The sequence below is a fragment of the Microcoleus sp. B3-D2 genome (assembly GCF_036705345.1).
Taxonomy (GTDB): Bacteria; Cyanobacteriota; Cyanobacteriia; order Cyanobacteriales; family Microcoleaceae; genus Microcoleus.
This window is the reverse complement of sequence record NZ_JAUBUG010000041.1, coordinates 1-13,066: the sequence shown is the minus strand read 5'-3', so window position 1 is coordinate 13,066 and position 13,066 is coordinate 1. Positions and strand designations below refer to the sequence as shown.

Sequence of the window (13,066 nt, the reverse complement as noted above, 5' to 3'; positions counted from 1 at the left end):
CGCGCCCCAAAGTTAGAGTTAATTATACCGCTCTAACAAGGCAAGCGAATAGTAAACAAACTGCCTTTGCCCAAATCTGATTTTACCTCGATCGTGCCGCGGTGAGCTTCGACTATTTGGCGGCACAGGTGTAGTCCCAAACCTGTGCTGGATTTCTTGTGAGTTCCCGAGCTAAACCTTTGAAATAACTTGGCTTTTTCGGTGGGAGAAATGCCTGCGCCGGTGTCTTTGATTTCTATGATTACCCATGCCAGCGGTTGGTTTTTGAAGCTCGTATAAGCAGGTGAATTGGCAGCTTTTAAGGTGACATCTATTGAGCCGTTGTCGGTGAATTTAATCGCATTTCCGATTAAATTTGTCAGCAAGCGGTGCAGTTCCAGACGATCGCCCGGATACTTGGCAATCGGTGCACTTTCTGCACTTTCGGTCAAGTCTAAATTTATTGACAAACCTTTAGCATCGGCTAGGGCAGCGAGTTCTTCAGCTACCTCAGTAATAAGCTGGCGCAAGTCCACGGGAGCAAAACTTAGGGATTTGCCGCCTGCTTCGTAGCGGTAGACTTCCAGCAACATATTTACCATCGTAATCAGGTTTTTGTTGCTGCGAACCATCGTCCCGAAAGCGTCCCGCATGGGAAGGGAAATTTCTCCCAAAGCTCCCTGCTGCATTAAAGTTAGCATTCGATCGGCTGCTACGAGGGGCGTCCGCAAGTCGTGAGCGAGTCGGGAGACAAAATCTTCGCGCTGGAGGGCGATCGAATTGCGCTCGTCTACACTGTGTTTTAGCCGCAGGAGCGATCGTACCCTCGCCAGCAGTTCATCCATTTCGACTGGTTTGCGGATAAAATCGTCTGCTCCCATGTCCAATCCCTGCACTACGCTCGCACTGTCGTGAGCCGTGATCAGCAAAATCGGGATAAAGGGCAATTCCTTATTTTGTCGGATTCGTTTAGTGACTTCGTAACCGTCCATTCCCGGCATCATCACGTCTAGCAGTACCAAATCCGGGGCTGACTTGTCAATTTGACTCAAGGCAGAAAAGCCGTTTTCTGCCGTGCTAATTTCGTAACCTTCTTCTTCTAGGATTGTTTGAACCAACAAAACATTATCTGGTGCGTCGTCTACCACCAGAATCCGATCGGCTTTTGTGGCATTCGGAACAGATAAATAACTCATTTAATTGCTAGCCTGGAAATAAATACTAAACTTTAATATGGCATCCGATTTATGTTTTCACATTTTTACACTTGTTAACTCTGTCATAAGGAAGATCTCACCCCTTTACCAAATCTTTTTACTTTTGAGCACTCGGATGTAATATAATCTACTACTTGGTTGTGATCGTATGCACGCCGTCCCAATCATCGGGCGGGGGTACTTTCAAATAGATCAGGGATCGGTCGAGGTGAACTTCCACAGGTCGATCGCTGGGTCGCATTGCTAAAGCTGCTTCAAAATAACTAATAGCTTTCTGAAAATTTCTAGCAATATAAGCATCCCTACCGTTACTGTAAAGTTCCAAAAACCGAAGCGTTTCCCCATCAATGGGTTCAGAACTATTTTGCAGCAACTCGTAAATACCCACTGGCTGATTTTGGCCCTTAACCCGCACCTTGTCTAACTCTCGCACCCAAATCCCTTCGCGGCACAAACTGTATGTAAATTCGCTCAAAATTATATCGCAACCGTACTCCTTTGTAAGCTGTTCCAATCGCGAACTCAAATTCACCGCATCCCCGATTACCGTGTAATCCATGCGCTTTTGGGAACCAATATTTCCCGAAACCACCTCTCCAGAACTAATCCCAATTCCGAACCGAAACGGAACTTCGCCGGGGCGAGAATCATTAAACTCTTTCAAACGCCGGCGCATATCTAAAGCCGACTGAACCGCCATCCAACCGTGACTTTCCGGGGGATTCAGCGGCAGGGGCGCGCCGAACACCGCCATTAAAGCATCGCCGATAAACTTGTCTAAAGTGCCTTCGTAGTGGAAAACCGCCTCCACCATCGTCTCAAAATATTCGTTTAGCAGGGATACCACCTGGGACGCTCCCAGATTTTCCGTCAGCGTGGTGTAGCCGCGAATGTCGGAAAATAAAATAGTCACTTCTTTGCGTTCGTCCACCATCATGGCGCCTTCACCCAAGGCCATCACTTTATCTACGACTCCAGGAGTCAGGTAGCGGTACATCGTATTTTTCATCCGCTTTTCGCGGCTGATGTCTTCGAGTACCACTAAACCGCCGCGCACGCCACCCTCTGGATTGATCAGCGGGTTGACAGTCAAATTCAAACTGCGTTCAATTACTTTAATTCTAGAGGCGGGGATGGGCAGCGGACAATAAGGGTGATACAGGGCAGAATTTCGCAGCGCAAATAGAGATTGGGCATTAGCTAATTCTGCCAGCGCTACTTCCTCAGTCCACGCGCTGTTTTCGCCCCAAGCGTAATATAAATTCGGATCGGCGCGATCTGGCACGGCCAAAATATAACTTTCTTCTTCTTCTTTTTGTTGGGAATTTAACGTTTTTTCTACCAACAGTCCCACAGTTAAACTTTGTTCGGGAACGTAATGTCTGGCAGCATTTCTGAGACTGTCTTCTAGTCGAAATTGCAAATTGTCGATCGGCACAACTTCCCAAACATAGCGATTCACCAGTTTATCTTCCCAAATCTGGGGATTGTGTTTGCTTTTAGCTTGATTGACCGGACAGCCCAACAATTCTAAGGCTGCTTCGTTGATCGTCACAACTCGCCCCTTCAAATCCGTGGAAATCACTGCATCAGAAAGACTTTGCAGCATATCTTTCTGATACTGTTTTTCCACCATCACGTTCTGAAACAGTTGAGAATTTTGCAGCGCCATTCCCGCTTGGGAATTAAACGCTCGCAAAAACTCTTCGTCGGAAGGGGTGAAAGTACCTTGGTTCTTATTAATTAGCTGAGTCACCCCGATGAGCTCACCTTTAGCGTTGTGCACCGGCATACACAAGACAGTGCGAGTGCGGTATCCCGTTTGCTGGTCTGTAGAGGGGTCAAAGCGGGGATCGTCGTAAGCATCTGTAATATTTAGAGGTTGACCGGTCGAAGCCACGTAGCCAGCAATTCCCTTATTAGCAGGAATGCGGATTTCCATCATCGTTTTGCCGTCGGCCTTGGCGACTTTTGTCCAGAGTTCGTTAGTTTCCCGATTTAACAAAAATAGCGTGCTGCGATCGGCTTGCATCAAGTCGCGAGCTTGATCCATGACAGAGCGCAAAGTTGTTTCCAAGTCAAGACTTTGACCCAAAGTGGTGGTGGCTCTCAAAAGTGCAGCAACCCCTCGCTGGTTGCGGGCCACGACGTAGAAAGACTGACAGCTTTCGAGAATAATCCCGATCGAATCTGCAAAAGCCTGGAACTGCTGTTCGTCTTCTTCGCTAAAAGGGACATTGCCAGCTTTATTTAAGAGTCTGACCACCGCTACGGGTTCGTGTTGGCTCTTGCTGCTAAAAATTGGCATACAGAGCATGGTCTCGATCTGGTAGTCCGGTGGTTCGTCTACTTCGGAATTAAAATGCTCGTGCGATCGAGCTTCGGCGACATTAATCGATTTTCCGGTTGTTGCTACGTAGCCTAAAATGCCTGCATCCATAGGCAAACGAACTTCTAAATCTTCGCCAAGCGGATCGACTGTTTTGTGCCACAGTTGATTTTTATTGGAGTCAACCAAAAAAATTGTTGTCCGGTCTGCTTGCAGAATTTGACCAATTTTGACAGTGAAGGCATCTAAAAGTTGCTCTAAGAGACTTTCGAGTGCTTCATTGTTAATCAGGTCCATCGCCCGGATAAATTGCTGAAATTCAGCCGTGATAAAGTCGAGCAGGCACACTAATTCAGGAACTGGCAGGCTCTTAACGCGGGAGGTCAATGCCCCCATAAAATTGACTTGAGTCAGTGTAGCCAGAACGCTACCAGTATTGGAGAATGTCATGATTAACTGCTTGCTCAGAGGGGTAAACTGACTGCAGGTTGAGCGGCGCTAGATTCGGCGGCAGTGCAAACTCTTGAATTTGTTTGCAAGCGCATCGGCACTCGCTTGTCGCTTTATCGTGAGTTCAAAAGTGTCGCACGCAACTTCAGTTTGCTTGTTATGTATGCTCGATCGATCTTTTTTACAACCTCGATACTGATGAGGGTTCGTCAATTCAAGCTGAACTTGAGTTCGCAAAACTGAAGGCCTGAAAATTAGGTGACAGGCTTTAGTTCGATCGAGAGTGCAGTGTGGATTTGACGCTCTGTGCTCGGCCCCAGCGCGCGGTGTGACTGTTTTAGCGCACTCGGCGACCGTATCCGGTCAGGTAAAGGGCGCTATGAAAGCAGCGCGCAAGGCATTCCTACAGAGCTTACTCATAGTTTAATGGTAAACGCAACAGCAGGATAACGACGGTAATTTATGGATCAAAAAAGTTCGATCAATCTTTGAAAACATCCCTGCTCACTACCAACTGACGATCGAACAGCGAAGCTAAGCTGGCAGTGATGTTTAAAGGTGCTACAGATCCTGACATTTAGGCCGCTCTGGGCATGGACTCGGCAAACACCACTGATTGATAGTACCGCTGGAGTTGTGCGGCGGCGGCGGCCCAACCCCAGCGTTCGGCTTCTCGGCGAGCGTTATGGCGCAGGGTTTCCCGTTCTTCGGGATTGGCAAACAGACGCTTGGTGGCGGCGAGTGCTCCTTCTTCGTCGGCGGGGTCAAATAAATATCCGTTAACGCCGTCGGTGACGATATCGGGAATTCCGCCGCTGCGCGCCGCCACTACGGGCGTCCCCGCAGCCATTGCTTCTAGGAGCACTAAGCCCAGGGTTTCGGTGCGGGAGGGAAAAATGAAGGCGTCGGCCGATGCGTAAGCTGTTGCGAGTTCTTGCCCCTTGAGGTAGCCGACAAAATTGGTGGGGGTACCGGCAAAATATTGTTCCAGGGTTTGTCGGTGCGGGCCGTCTCCCACTAGCGCGAGGCGGGCGTCGGGAATCGCTGCGAGGACTGGTTTGATGCGTTCGATTTCTTTTTCTGCACCCAGGCGGCCGACGTACAGCAGCAGGGGACTGTCTGGGTTATTTTGAGAAAGGCGCGATCGCATTTCTCGACTTGCCAATTCCGGGACAAACATTTCAGTATCTACGCCCCGCTGCCACAAATCTACTCGCTCAATGCCGTGGGTTCTCAATTCCTCCACCATTGCTGTGGAAGTGCAGAGATTCAATTCTGCTTGGTTGTGCGCTCCTTTGAGCAGTTCCCACAATAAAGGTTCGAGGACTCCGAAACCGTAGTGGTGCAAGTATTTCGGCAAATGCGTGTGGTAAGAAGCCAAAATAGGAATGTTGAATTTTTTGCCGTAATATATACCCCCCAATCCCAAAATTGCGGGATTGACAACGTGAATAATATCCGGTTTAAACTGCTCTAATTGGCGACCGACAGCCGGAGAAGGAAGTGCCATTTTCAGTTCCGGGTACATCGGCAAAGGCAAACCCTCCACACCGTAAACTCGGGCGCCTTTGTATTCTTTAATCCCGTAATCTGGAGAAAATATCAGAACTTGTTCGCCCGCCCGCTGCAAGTGATCTACAGTGTGAATCAGGCGCGTCACAATACCGTCTATTTTCGGCAGAAATGTTTCAGTGAACAGAGCAATTTTCATAAAAATAAGTTACTTAGGGAGCCGATAATCCTAGCCTGCGGCCAAGGTCATCGGTAACAGGATACACTGTCTCGCGGGGAGCTAAGTCATGGCGTGCGATCGGCTGCTTTTCTACACTTCTTCTTTCTCTTTCACTACCGCTAATTTCGAGCGAGAGGTTTTTGGGATAAGATGCAAATTCCCGGAATGCCAATTGATAAAATTCTCCCACCTAAAAGCCACCCCCCGCTTTCGGCAAAGCAATTAATTCTGTGAATTTCCTGTGCTGTTCTGGCAATTTATAATATTGCTGTTTCAGTGGCAGATTGGGCTTCCCTAACTCGCTCGGCGCTAATTTTGATAACTCGCCGTTACTGCAACCCCTTCGGCTATTAAATAATAAGCACAAACTGCACTCGCTGACAATCCAGGCAGAACAACCAAAAGCCACAGAACGAGAATTTGACTTTTCACGGCTTTATTCCCAAAAAACTACCCGTAAAAACCTTATGCCATTTTTCAATTAAGCGCAGAGGACGCAGAGAACACAGAGCAAAAGAGCAAAAAGATAGATATGAAAAAATTAATCTACAAAGAAACCCATTCTGAACTTGCAAACATTTCTCCTCTCTTCCCTTCTTTTCTTTTACTTCGCGCCCTTCGCGCCTTCGCGGTTCGTTAAAAAATCTCTTCCCCCGCAGGTAGATACCAGAACTTACTTCCAAGAAACCTTCGGCAAAATCTGGTTTTTATCGACACGGTGCTGATATTTTGTAGCAAAATTCAGCAGAGAATCGAGCAGGGAATCTGAGAGATAGTGCGGTTGCAAACCGAGGTCTAGCAAATTGGTGTTTTTGGCATTGAAATAATGTTCTTCTTTCTCGACTCTGGGATTTTCGATGTTGTTGATTTCTACTTTTAATCCCATTGCCATGCCTGCTTTTTGCACCAAGGAGGCTAAGTCGCCGACGCTGAATAGTTCGGTGAATTGGTTGAAGACGCGGAATTGTCCGGCTTCGGCGGGGTTGGCGATCGCCAATTCCACGCACCGCACGGTATCCCGAATGTCTAAGAAACTGCGGGTTTGTCCGCCAGTTCCGTAAACTGTCAGAGGATGACCGATCGCAGCTTGGATGCAAAATCTGTTCAACGCTGTCCCGAATACTCCGTCGTAGTCCAAACGGTTAATCAACAGTTCGTCCATGCCAGTTTCATCTGTGAGCACGCCGTAGACTACGCCCTGATTTAAGTCGGTGGCTCTTAAACCCCAGATTTTGCAAGCAAAATGGATGTTGTGGGAGTCGTGGACTTTTGACAGGTGGTAGAAACTGCCTGGTTGTTTGGGATAGGGTAGTGTATCCTTGCGGCCGTTGTGTTCGATCGTGATGTAGCCTTCTTCAATGTCAATATTCGGGGTGCCGTATTCGCCCATTGTCCCCAATTTCACTAGGTGACAGTCGGGGAAGTCTTCGCGGATGGCGTACAGCAGGTTGAGTGTCCCGACGACGTTATTGACTTGAGTGAGGACTGCGTGTTCGCGATCGATCATCGAGAAGGGGGCGGAACGCTGTTCGCCGAAATGGACGATCGCCTCTGGTGCAAATTTTCTCATGCTTTTGCTGAGAAAATCGTAGTTGGTGATGTCACCGACGAACAAGTCGATCGACTTGCCCGTTAAATCTTGCCATCGCTGGAGTCGTTGCTGAATCGGTGCGATGGGAGTGAGGGTGTCGCTGCACAGTTCCAGATCCCAGTGCCGCCGCACGAAGCTGTCGAGGATGCCAACTTCGTAACCTTTGTTAGAAAGGTAGAGTGCGGTTGCCCAACCGCAATAGCCATCGCCACCAATAACCAGGACTTTCATAAATCAACGGTGAATCTTGCTTGCCAATACTGGGTTAATGTACCAGGTATTGGTGCATTCTGAACCTTTAATCAAGCGTGTTCGCCCAGGAGGTACTCTGTTTTTTTGGATTAAACCGGAATTTCGTCGGCGAAACTGGCCCGGCGGGTGAATTCAAAGGGGCCGGCCTGGGCTCCCCAGACGTGGGCGTCGGTTTCTGGGTCGCGTCCGCGATCGTGGCTAATAAATTTGTCTTGGTCTATCTCGAATTCGCTGTCTAGATAGGTTTTTTTGCCCTTTCTGACCACCATGCACCCTTTTCCGGGTTCGACAGACCCTTTGAAGCTGTGCCCCGTCCACTGCGTAATAAAGGTGCAGCCGGGAAGCAGTGTCAGTTGTGCTTTTTTGATTTCTTGCAGCCGTTGCGGGTCGCGGGAAGCGCCGTAGAATTGTTCTTCGTTTTCTATGGCATAATTTTCGATCTCGATGCGATCGTCCACCGGGACTAATTTCAAAACTCGGACTCGGTACGGTACGTGCAGTTCAATATCGTAGGCTTGTTCTAGGTACAAGCTGATCCCATCCAGAAGTTCGACGGGCAAAGGCCTCATGCAGACGCGGATGTGGGCGAAGAAGGGCGGGTTTTCAAAGGCTTGGGCTTGGTTGCTGAAGTCGGCGGCCATCCAGCGGGCGAGGGTGACGATATCGGTGGAATGAGTCATTTCGATTTTAGATTTTAGATTTGAGATTTTGGATTGAGGGAGTAGAAATTATTTTAGGGGAAATTCAGGTGCGATCGCATTTTAGATCGCTGACTTCTTAAATAAGTCGGGAATCTGGGTATTCTATTTTTTCCAGGTAGCCTTACTTATCTGGAAATCATGAAACTATAAGCCGTCGAATCTAGCACGATCGAAGCTGTAGGTTATGACGAAACCACGTCTAACCTTGAGGTTATTTTCAATAGTGGCAAAACCTATCGATACTTTGAAGTTCCCAAGACTGTCTGCTTGGAACTGATGGAATCTGATTCCAAAGAGAGTTATATGCTATCTGACGTTATTGATTGTTTTCCCTATGAACAAGTAAAGAAACGACGACGATAAGTACGGCATTAATCTAGGCTGGGCATACTTCTCATTTTTAATCCGAATAAACCTCAGATTTAGCTTTCCTCTCAATATATTGCTGATAAGCTCCCTCTCCTTAATCATTTTCCTCATCTTCTACAGCATTGGGGAATCGAGCGATTTTATATTTTATATTTTATCATTAACCAAATTACTTAGTGTCAAATATTAAATTAGCTGTAGCATCAAGTTCTATGAAACAAAGTATGTGCGCCGTCAATCCACAGATTAAATCCAAGATTTTTGGCGCAAATACTTTGTCAAACTGAGACTTGTGCCAGAGATTAAATACTCTGGTTGAGACATCTAAATTAGCAAATTAGATGAGTTTGACAGCCCGCAGACCAAACATCAGCACTGTCGCTAAGCCGATCATGCCGCCAAAAATCCCAAAATAAGTTATTGCTCCGCTAAGAGTCATTGCAATTTCTCCAAAACAATCAATAAAAAGACCTATAAGAACTATAATCTAAAATCTAATATCTAAATTAGATAAATATGCAATCCATAATTAAAGTTGACTTGGGGCCACAATCTTACAATGTTTGCGTGCGATCGGGCGGATTAGACGAACTCGGCAGTCTGATGGGCGATCTAAGTTTGGGCAAAAAAGTGCTGCTGGTGTCGAATCAGTCGATTTTTCGGCAGTACGGCGAAAGAGCAACAGCAGCCCTCGAATCGGCCGGTCTGGAAGTCAGTAGCTGCATTTTACCACCGGGAGAACAGTACAAAACTTTAAATTCGGTGCAGAAGATTTACGGTGCGGCTTTGGCAAACCGCTTAGAACGTTCCTCGACAATGGTGGCTTTGGGTGGCGGGGTGGTGGGCGATATGACGGGTTTTGCTGCGGCGACTTGGCTGCGGGGAATTAATGTCGTGCAGGTTCCGACTTCGCTGCTGGCGATGGTTGATGCTTCTATTGGCGGCAAAACGGGGGTAAATCATCCTTTAGGGAAGAATTTAATCGGGGCTTTTCACCAGCCGCGCTTGGTGTTAATTGACCCGGATGTACTCAAAACTCTGCCGGCGAGGGAGTTTCGTTCGGCGATGGCGGAAGTGATTAAGTACGGGGTGATTTGGGATGTTGAATTGTTTGAAAAGTTGGAGAATTGCAAGCGTTTGGATCAAATGCGCTACGTGAAGGCGGATTTGTTGGCAGAAATTTTGAGCAGGTCTTGCCAAGCTAAGGCTGAGGTGGTCAGCAAAGACGAGAAGGAATCGGGTTTGCGGGCGATTTTGAATTACGGACACACCATCGGTCATGCTGTGGAAAGTTTGACCAATTACAAGGTGATCAATCACGGGGAAGGAGTGGCAATCGGTATGGCTGCATCAAGCCGATTGGCTGTGGAGTTGGGAATGTGGGACGCTGAGTGCGATCGCCGCCAGTCTGCTTTGATTGAAAAAGCGGGTTTACCTGCCAAATTGCCGGCGAATGTGGATGTTGAGGAAATTTTGCATACTTTGCAACTCGATAAAAAGGTGCAGGATGGCAAGGTGCGGTTTGTGCTGCCGGTGCGCTTGGGTGAGGCCGCTGTGAGCGATCGGGTGGATGGGGATTTGATTTTACAAGTTTTGAAGGAAATGCTTTAGATTCCCGTTTTTGGGGGTGTTTAACCGCCGCTGAACGCTGATTAACGCCGATCGCCAAAGATGTTTTTTCTTTCAATCGGCGATCGGCGGTTGAGTTTAGGAACCGCTCGACCGCGAATTAATTTCGTCCAAAATTTTATCTACTCTGTTAGCGGCTTGAGTTCTGCCTTGCTTGATAAATAACTCCTTAGCTTTTGTGAGGCTGGCTACGGCCTCGGCTTGGTTTTCCTGACCTCCTTGCTGGTACAAACCGACTCCTAAATTGTTTAAAGCATCGGGATATCGATCGTTAATTTTAACGGCTTGTCTCCACTGAACAATTGCCTCGGGCAACTGCCCCTGACTTGCCATCGCCACGCCTAAATCGTTGTGAGCTTTGGCGTGCTGTGGGTTGACTTCAATTGCTTTTTGGAATAGAACGATCGCATCGCTCATTTTACCTTGCCCCGACAGCATAGTTCCCAGCTTGTAATAAGCATCCGCTTGTTTGGGATAGCGAGCGATTAGTTGCCGGTACAAAGCTTCGGCATTCACAGCATTTCCTTGACCGTAAAGGTCGTTAGCAGTTCTCAAGCCCACCGTGTAGCCTTTACCTACAACTTGGCACTTTTTCTCGGAGTTGCCTTCCTGCTTGCAAATCCTGAGTTCGTCTCCCTTCATTTCGTAGGACATAACTTCCCGAACAGCAGGTACTCGTCGCGGTGGCTGCAAGTTCTGCGACTGCAAGTTTTGCGAAAGTTGCAGGGCGATTGGATCAGCTTGTGCCGGTTGGGCCGCTGCGGCATTCCAGATTCCTGCACCCACCAAAATGCTTGGGGCAATCCACCTCAAAGGTTTGAACAAGCGAAACTCTCGATCGTTTTTCATGTCTTTTGTGGAAACGTGTTGTTGATATCCTGGGTTTCACTAGCGCCGTAAGAGTCGGAGCAGATCAGGGCCCACCCGATGAAATAGTTAGTTATTAACAGTCGAGATATTTTAGCACTGTGTGACCGAGTTTGAGTTAAATTAGAGTAGAATTCCGATCGATTCTCAGTCAACCTTAGCAGGAAAATAGAAATGGGGCAGTCTATTCTTACCATGCTCTTTGCGCTCGTCCTCGGCTACGCTGTTAACTCAAGCGTCAAAATAGTCAGCGGTGGCGACGAAGCTTTAGTGGAACGTTTGGGTCAATACAAACGCACCCTCAAGCCAGGATTCCACTTTATCAGTCCCCTGGTCGAAAAAGTCGTCTGCGTGGACACAAGCCGTGAAAGAGTTTTAGACATTAAACCTCAGTCAGCAATCACGGGAGATAATGTGGCTCTCGAAGTCGATGCCGTTGTGTATTGGCGGGTGGTGAATTTACAGAAAGCTTATTATGGAATCGATCAAATTGAAAATGCGATCGCCAACTTAGTTTTAACGACGTTTCGCGCTGAAATTGGTCGATTGCCAATGCAAGACATCTTGGCTTCCCGAGATGACATGAATAAAAAGTTACTCAAGAAGTTGGACGAAGCTACCGAAACTTGGGGCGTCAAAGTAATTCGGGTAGAAATTCAAAGCATTACACCTCCGAAAAGGGTGCAAGAAGCTATGGAATTGGAGCGCGCTACCAAGAGCGAGTGGCAAGCAATGGTCAATAAAGCGATCGGCACTAAGGAGTACATGAGGCTCTTAGTTGAGGCTCTGGACTCCCATCCGAATAGCACGCAAGTTTTGAATTACTTAGTAACCGAAAAATACTTAGAGGCTCAACAAAAATTGGGCGAAAGCGACAATGCCAAAATTCTGTTTATGGACCCGAGAAATATGTCAGAGGCCCTCAACAATTTGATGGAGTCTATCCCTGATGTCCCTTCGGAAGCTGGCGGCGGCGGGGAAATGAAACTTATGGATACTCCAACTTCTCAAGACTGATATCGGAAGATGGCGTCGGCTACCTGAGAGACATCGCGCATTTCTCTGACATCGTGAACGCGCAAGATATCTGCCGAATTTGCGATCGCACCTGTACAAGCCGCCGCTGTCCCCCAAATTCTTTGTTTCGCTTCTGGCTGATTCAAAATGTGACCGATGAAGCTTTTTCGCGATACTCCGACTAAAAGGGGACAGTTTAAAACACGGAATTTTCGCAGATATCGCAGGATTTCTAAGTTTTGACTGTAAGTCTTGGCAAAGCCAATACCAGGGTCGAGAATTATTTGAGATTTGTCAATCCCCGCAGCAACGGCCGCCGCAATTCGACTCTCTAAAAAGTCCTTAATTTCCCCAATTAAATCCCGATAATCTGTGAGTTTTTGCATCGTCTGGGGAGTTCCCCGAATGTGCATCAAAATTATTGGCACTTTTAACTTAGCAACGGTTGACAGCATTTCTGAGTCAAAAGTAGCTCCCGAAATATCGTTAATTATATCAGCTCCCGCCTCAACCGCAGCTTTGGCAACCTGCGCTCTGGTAGTATCGACAGAAATAGGAACTGAGCCAAAAATCTCGGCTTTTTGTCGCAGTATTTGTAGCAGAGGTATAACGCGATCGATCTCCTCTGAAGAGGATATTTCCACTGCACCAGGCCGAGTAGATTGACCGCCAATATCAATAATATCTACCCCCGATTTTACCATGTTTTCCGCTTGTGCTAAAGCCGATTCTAGGGTGTTGAAATCACCGCCGTCGCTGAAACTGTCAGGGGTTACATTCAAAACGCCCATTAAATAAGTGCGTTTTCCCCACTCGAAAGATTTATTTCTAATTGTAATTTTTTTGAGGTTATTTGTCATAAGTAGGTCGGCGGGGAAAATCACAAGTATGTAACAAAAGATTAAGTAGGGTGATGGGACTTAAATTTAATAC

At 47.4% G+C, this 13,066-nt stretch carries 12 protein-coding genes; 3 read left to right on the top strand and 9 right to left on the bottom strand.

Annotated features, from left to right (window positions below):
- Nucleotides 1-32: 32 nt before the first annotated feature.
- The 6 genes from QUB14_RS16595 to QUB14_RS16570 all read right to left on the bottom strand — a co-directional run bounded on the left by QUB14_RS16595 (nucleotide 33) and on the right by QUB14_RS16570 (nucleotide 8,230).
- A complete protein-coding gene (locus tag QUB14_RS16595) occupies nucleotides 33-1,175 on the bottom strand; it encodes a hybrid sensor histidine kinase/response regulator (protein WP_333218127.1) in 1,143 nt (380 codons plus the stop codon).
- 151 nt (nucleotides 1,176-1,326) lie between these two features.
- Nucleotides 1,327-3,975 carry a GAF domain-containing protein gene (locus tag QUB14_RS16590; RefSeq protein WP_333218125.1) on the bottom strand — a complete coding sequence of 883 codons (2,649 nt, stop codon included), beginning with the start codon at nucleotides 3,973-3,975 and terminating at the stop codon, nucleotides 1,327-1,329.
- 577 nt (nucleotides 3,976-4,552) lie between these two features.
- A complete protein-coding gene (locus QUB14_RS16585) occupies nucleotides 4,553-5,686 on the bottom strand; it encodes a glycosyltransferase (protein WP_333218123.1) in 1,134 nt (377 codons plus the stop codon).
- A 13-nt stretch (nucleotides 5,687-5,699) separates the two neighbouring features.
- Complete coding sequence (locus QUB14_RS16580; RefSeq protein ID WP_333218121.1) at nucleotides 5,700-5,897, bottom strand: hypothetical protein; 198 nt, start codon at nucleotides 5,895-5,897, stop codon at nucleotides 5,700-5,702.
- 483 nt (nucleotides 5,898-6,380) lie between these two features.
- Nucleotides 6,381-7,529 (bottom strand): NAD-dependent epimerase/dehydratase family protein, encoded by a 1,149-nt coding sequence (locus tag QUB14_RS16575; RefSeq protein WP_333048204.1) that lies wholly within the window; start codon nucleotides 7,527-7,529, stop codon nucleotides 6,381-6,383.
- 110 nt (nucleotides 7,530-7,639) lie between these two features.
- Nucleotides 7,640-8,230 carry a chromophore lyase CpcT/CpeT gene (locus QUB14_RS16570; RefSeq protein WP_333218120.1) on the bottom strand — a complete coding sequence of 197 codons (591 nt, stop codon included), beginning with the start codon at nucleotides 8,228-8,230 and terminating at the stop codon, nucleotides 7,640-7,642.
- 189 nt (nucleotides 8,231-8,419) lie between these two features.
- Between QUB14_RS16570 and QUB14_RS16565 the strand changes: the two genes are divergently transcribed.
- On the top strand, nucleotides 8,420-8,614 hold the full coding sequence (locus QUB14_RS16565; RefSeq protein WP_333218188.1) for a KTSC domain-containing protein: 195 nt from the start codon (nucleotides 8,420-8,422) through the stop codon (nucleotides 8,612-8,614).
- A 343-nt stretch (nucleotides 8,615-8,957) separates the two neighbouring features.
- On the opposite strand, the gene petL is transcribed toward QUB14_RS16565, so the two are convergent.
- Nucleotides 8,958-9,059, bottom strand: a complete 102-nt coding sequence (gene petL / locus QUB14_RS16560; protein WP_006633742.1) for a cytochrome b6-f complex subunit PetL — start codon at nucleotides 9,057-9,059, stop codon at nucleotides 8,958-8,960.
- A gap of 77 nt (nucleotides 9,060-9,136) precedes the next feature.
- Here petL and aroB point away from each other — a divergent pair, with 77 nt between their 5' ends.
- Nucleotides 9,137-10,231 (top strand): 3-dehydroquinate synthase, encoded by a 1,095-nt coding sequence (gene aroB / locus QUB14_RS16555; RefSeq protein WP_333218118.1) that lies wholly within the window; start codon nucleotides 9,137-9,139, stop codon nucleotides 10,229-10,231.
- Between the two features lie 96 nt (nucleotides 10,232-10,327).
- Here aroB and QUB14_RS16550 read toward each other — a convergent pair whose 3' ends face one another.
- The gene (locus QUB14_RS16550; RefSeq protein ID WP_333218117.1) at nucleotides 10,328-11,098 is read right to left on the bottom strand and encodes a tetratricopeptide repeat protein; all 771 of its coding nucleotides are present in this window, start codon (nucleotides 11,096-11,098) and stop codon (nucleotides 10,328-10,330) included.
- Nucleotides 11,099-11,290: 192 nt separating this feature from the next.
- Between QUB14_RS16550 and QUB14_RS16545 the strand changes: the two genes are divergently transcribed.
- Nucleotides 11,291-12,133 (top strand): stomatin-like protein, encoded by an 843-nt coding sequence (locus QUB14_RS16545; RefSeq protein ID WP_333218116.1) that lies wholly within the window; start codon nucleotides 11,291-11,293, stop codon nucleotides 12,131-12,133.
- Here QUB14_RS16545 and folP read toward each other — a convergent pair.
- Complete coding sequence (folP, locus tag QUB14_RS16540) at nucleotides 12,124-12,993, bottom strand: dihydropteroate synthase (RefSeq protein WP_333218114.1); 870 nt, start codon at nucleotides 12,991-12,993, stop codon at nucleotides 12,124-12,126. The genes QUB14_RS16545 and folP overlap by 10 nt on opposite strands.
- Nucleotides 12,994-13,066: the final 73 nt, after the last annotated feature.

Excerpts from the sequence above, each read along its gene's own strand:
- QUB14_RS16595 (WP_333218127.1), bottom strand. The coding sequence starts at position 1,175 with ATGAGTTATTTATCTGTTCCGAATGCCACAAAAGCCGATCGGATTCTG.
- QUB14_RS16590 (WP_333218125.1), bottom strand. The coding sequence starts at position 3,975 with ATGACATTCTCCAATACTGGTAGCGTTCTGGCTACACTGACTCAAGTC.
- QUB14_RS16585 (WP_333218123.1), bottom strand. The coding sequence starts at position 5,686 with ATGAAAATTGCTCTGTTCACTGAAACATTTCTGCCGAAAATAGACGGT.
- QUB14_RS16575 (WP_333048204.1), bottom strand. The coding sequence starts at position 7,529 with ATGAAAGTCCTGGTTATTGGTGGCGATGGCTATTGCGGTTGGGCAACC.
- QUB14_RS16570 (WP_333218120.1), bottom strand. The coding sequence starts at position 8,230 with ATGACTCATTCCACCGATATCGTCACCCTCGCCCGCTGGATGGCCGCC.
- petL (WP_006633742.1), bottom strand. The coding sequence starts at position 9,059 with ATGACTCTTAGCGGAGCAATAACTTATTTTGGGATTTTTGGCGGCATG.
- aroB (WP_333218118.1), top strand. The coding sequence starts at position 9,137 with ATGCAATCCATAATTAAAGTTGACTTGGGGCCACAATCTTACAATGTT.
- QUB14_RS16550 (WP_333218117.1), bottom strand. The coding sequence starts at position 11,098 with ATGAAAAACGATCGAGAGTTTCGCTTGTTCAAACCTTTGAGGTGGATT.
- QUB14_RS16545 (WP_333218116.1), top strand. The coding sequence starts at position 11,291 with ATGGGGCAGTCTATTCTTACCATGCTCTTTGCGCTCGTCCTCGGCTAC.
- folP (WP_333218114.1), bottom strand. The coding sequence starts at position 12,993 with ATGACAAATAACCTCAAAAAAATTACAATTAGAAATAAATCTTTCGAG.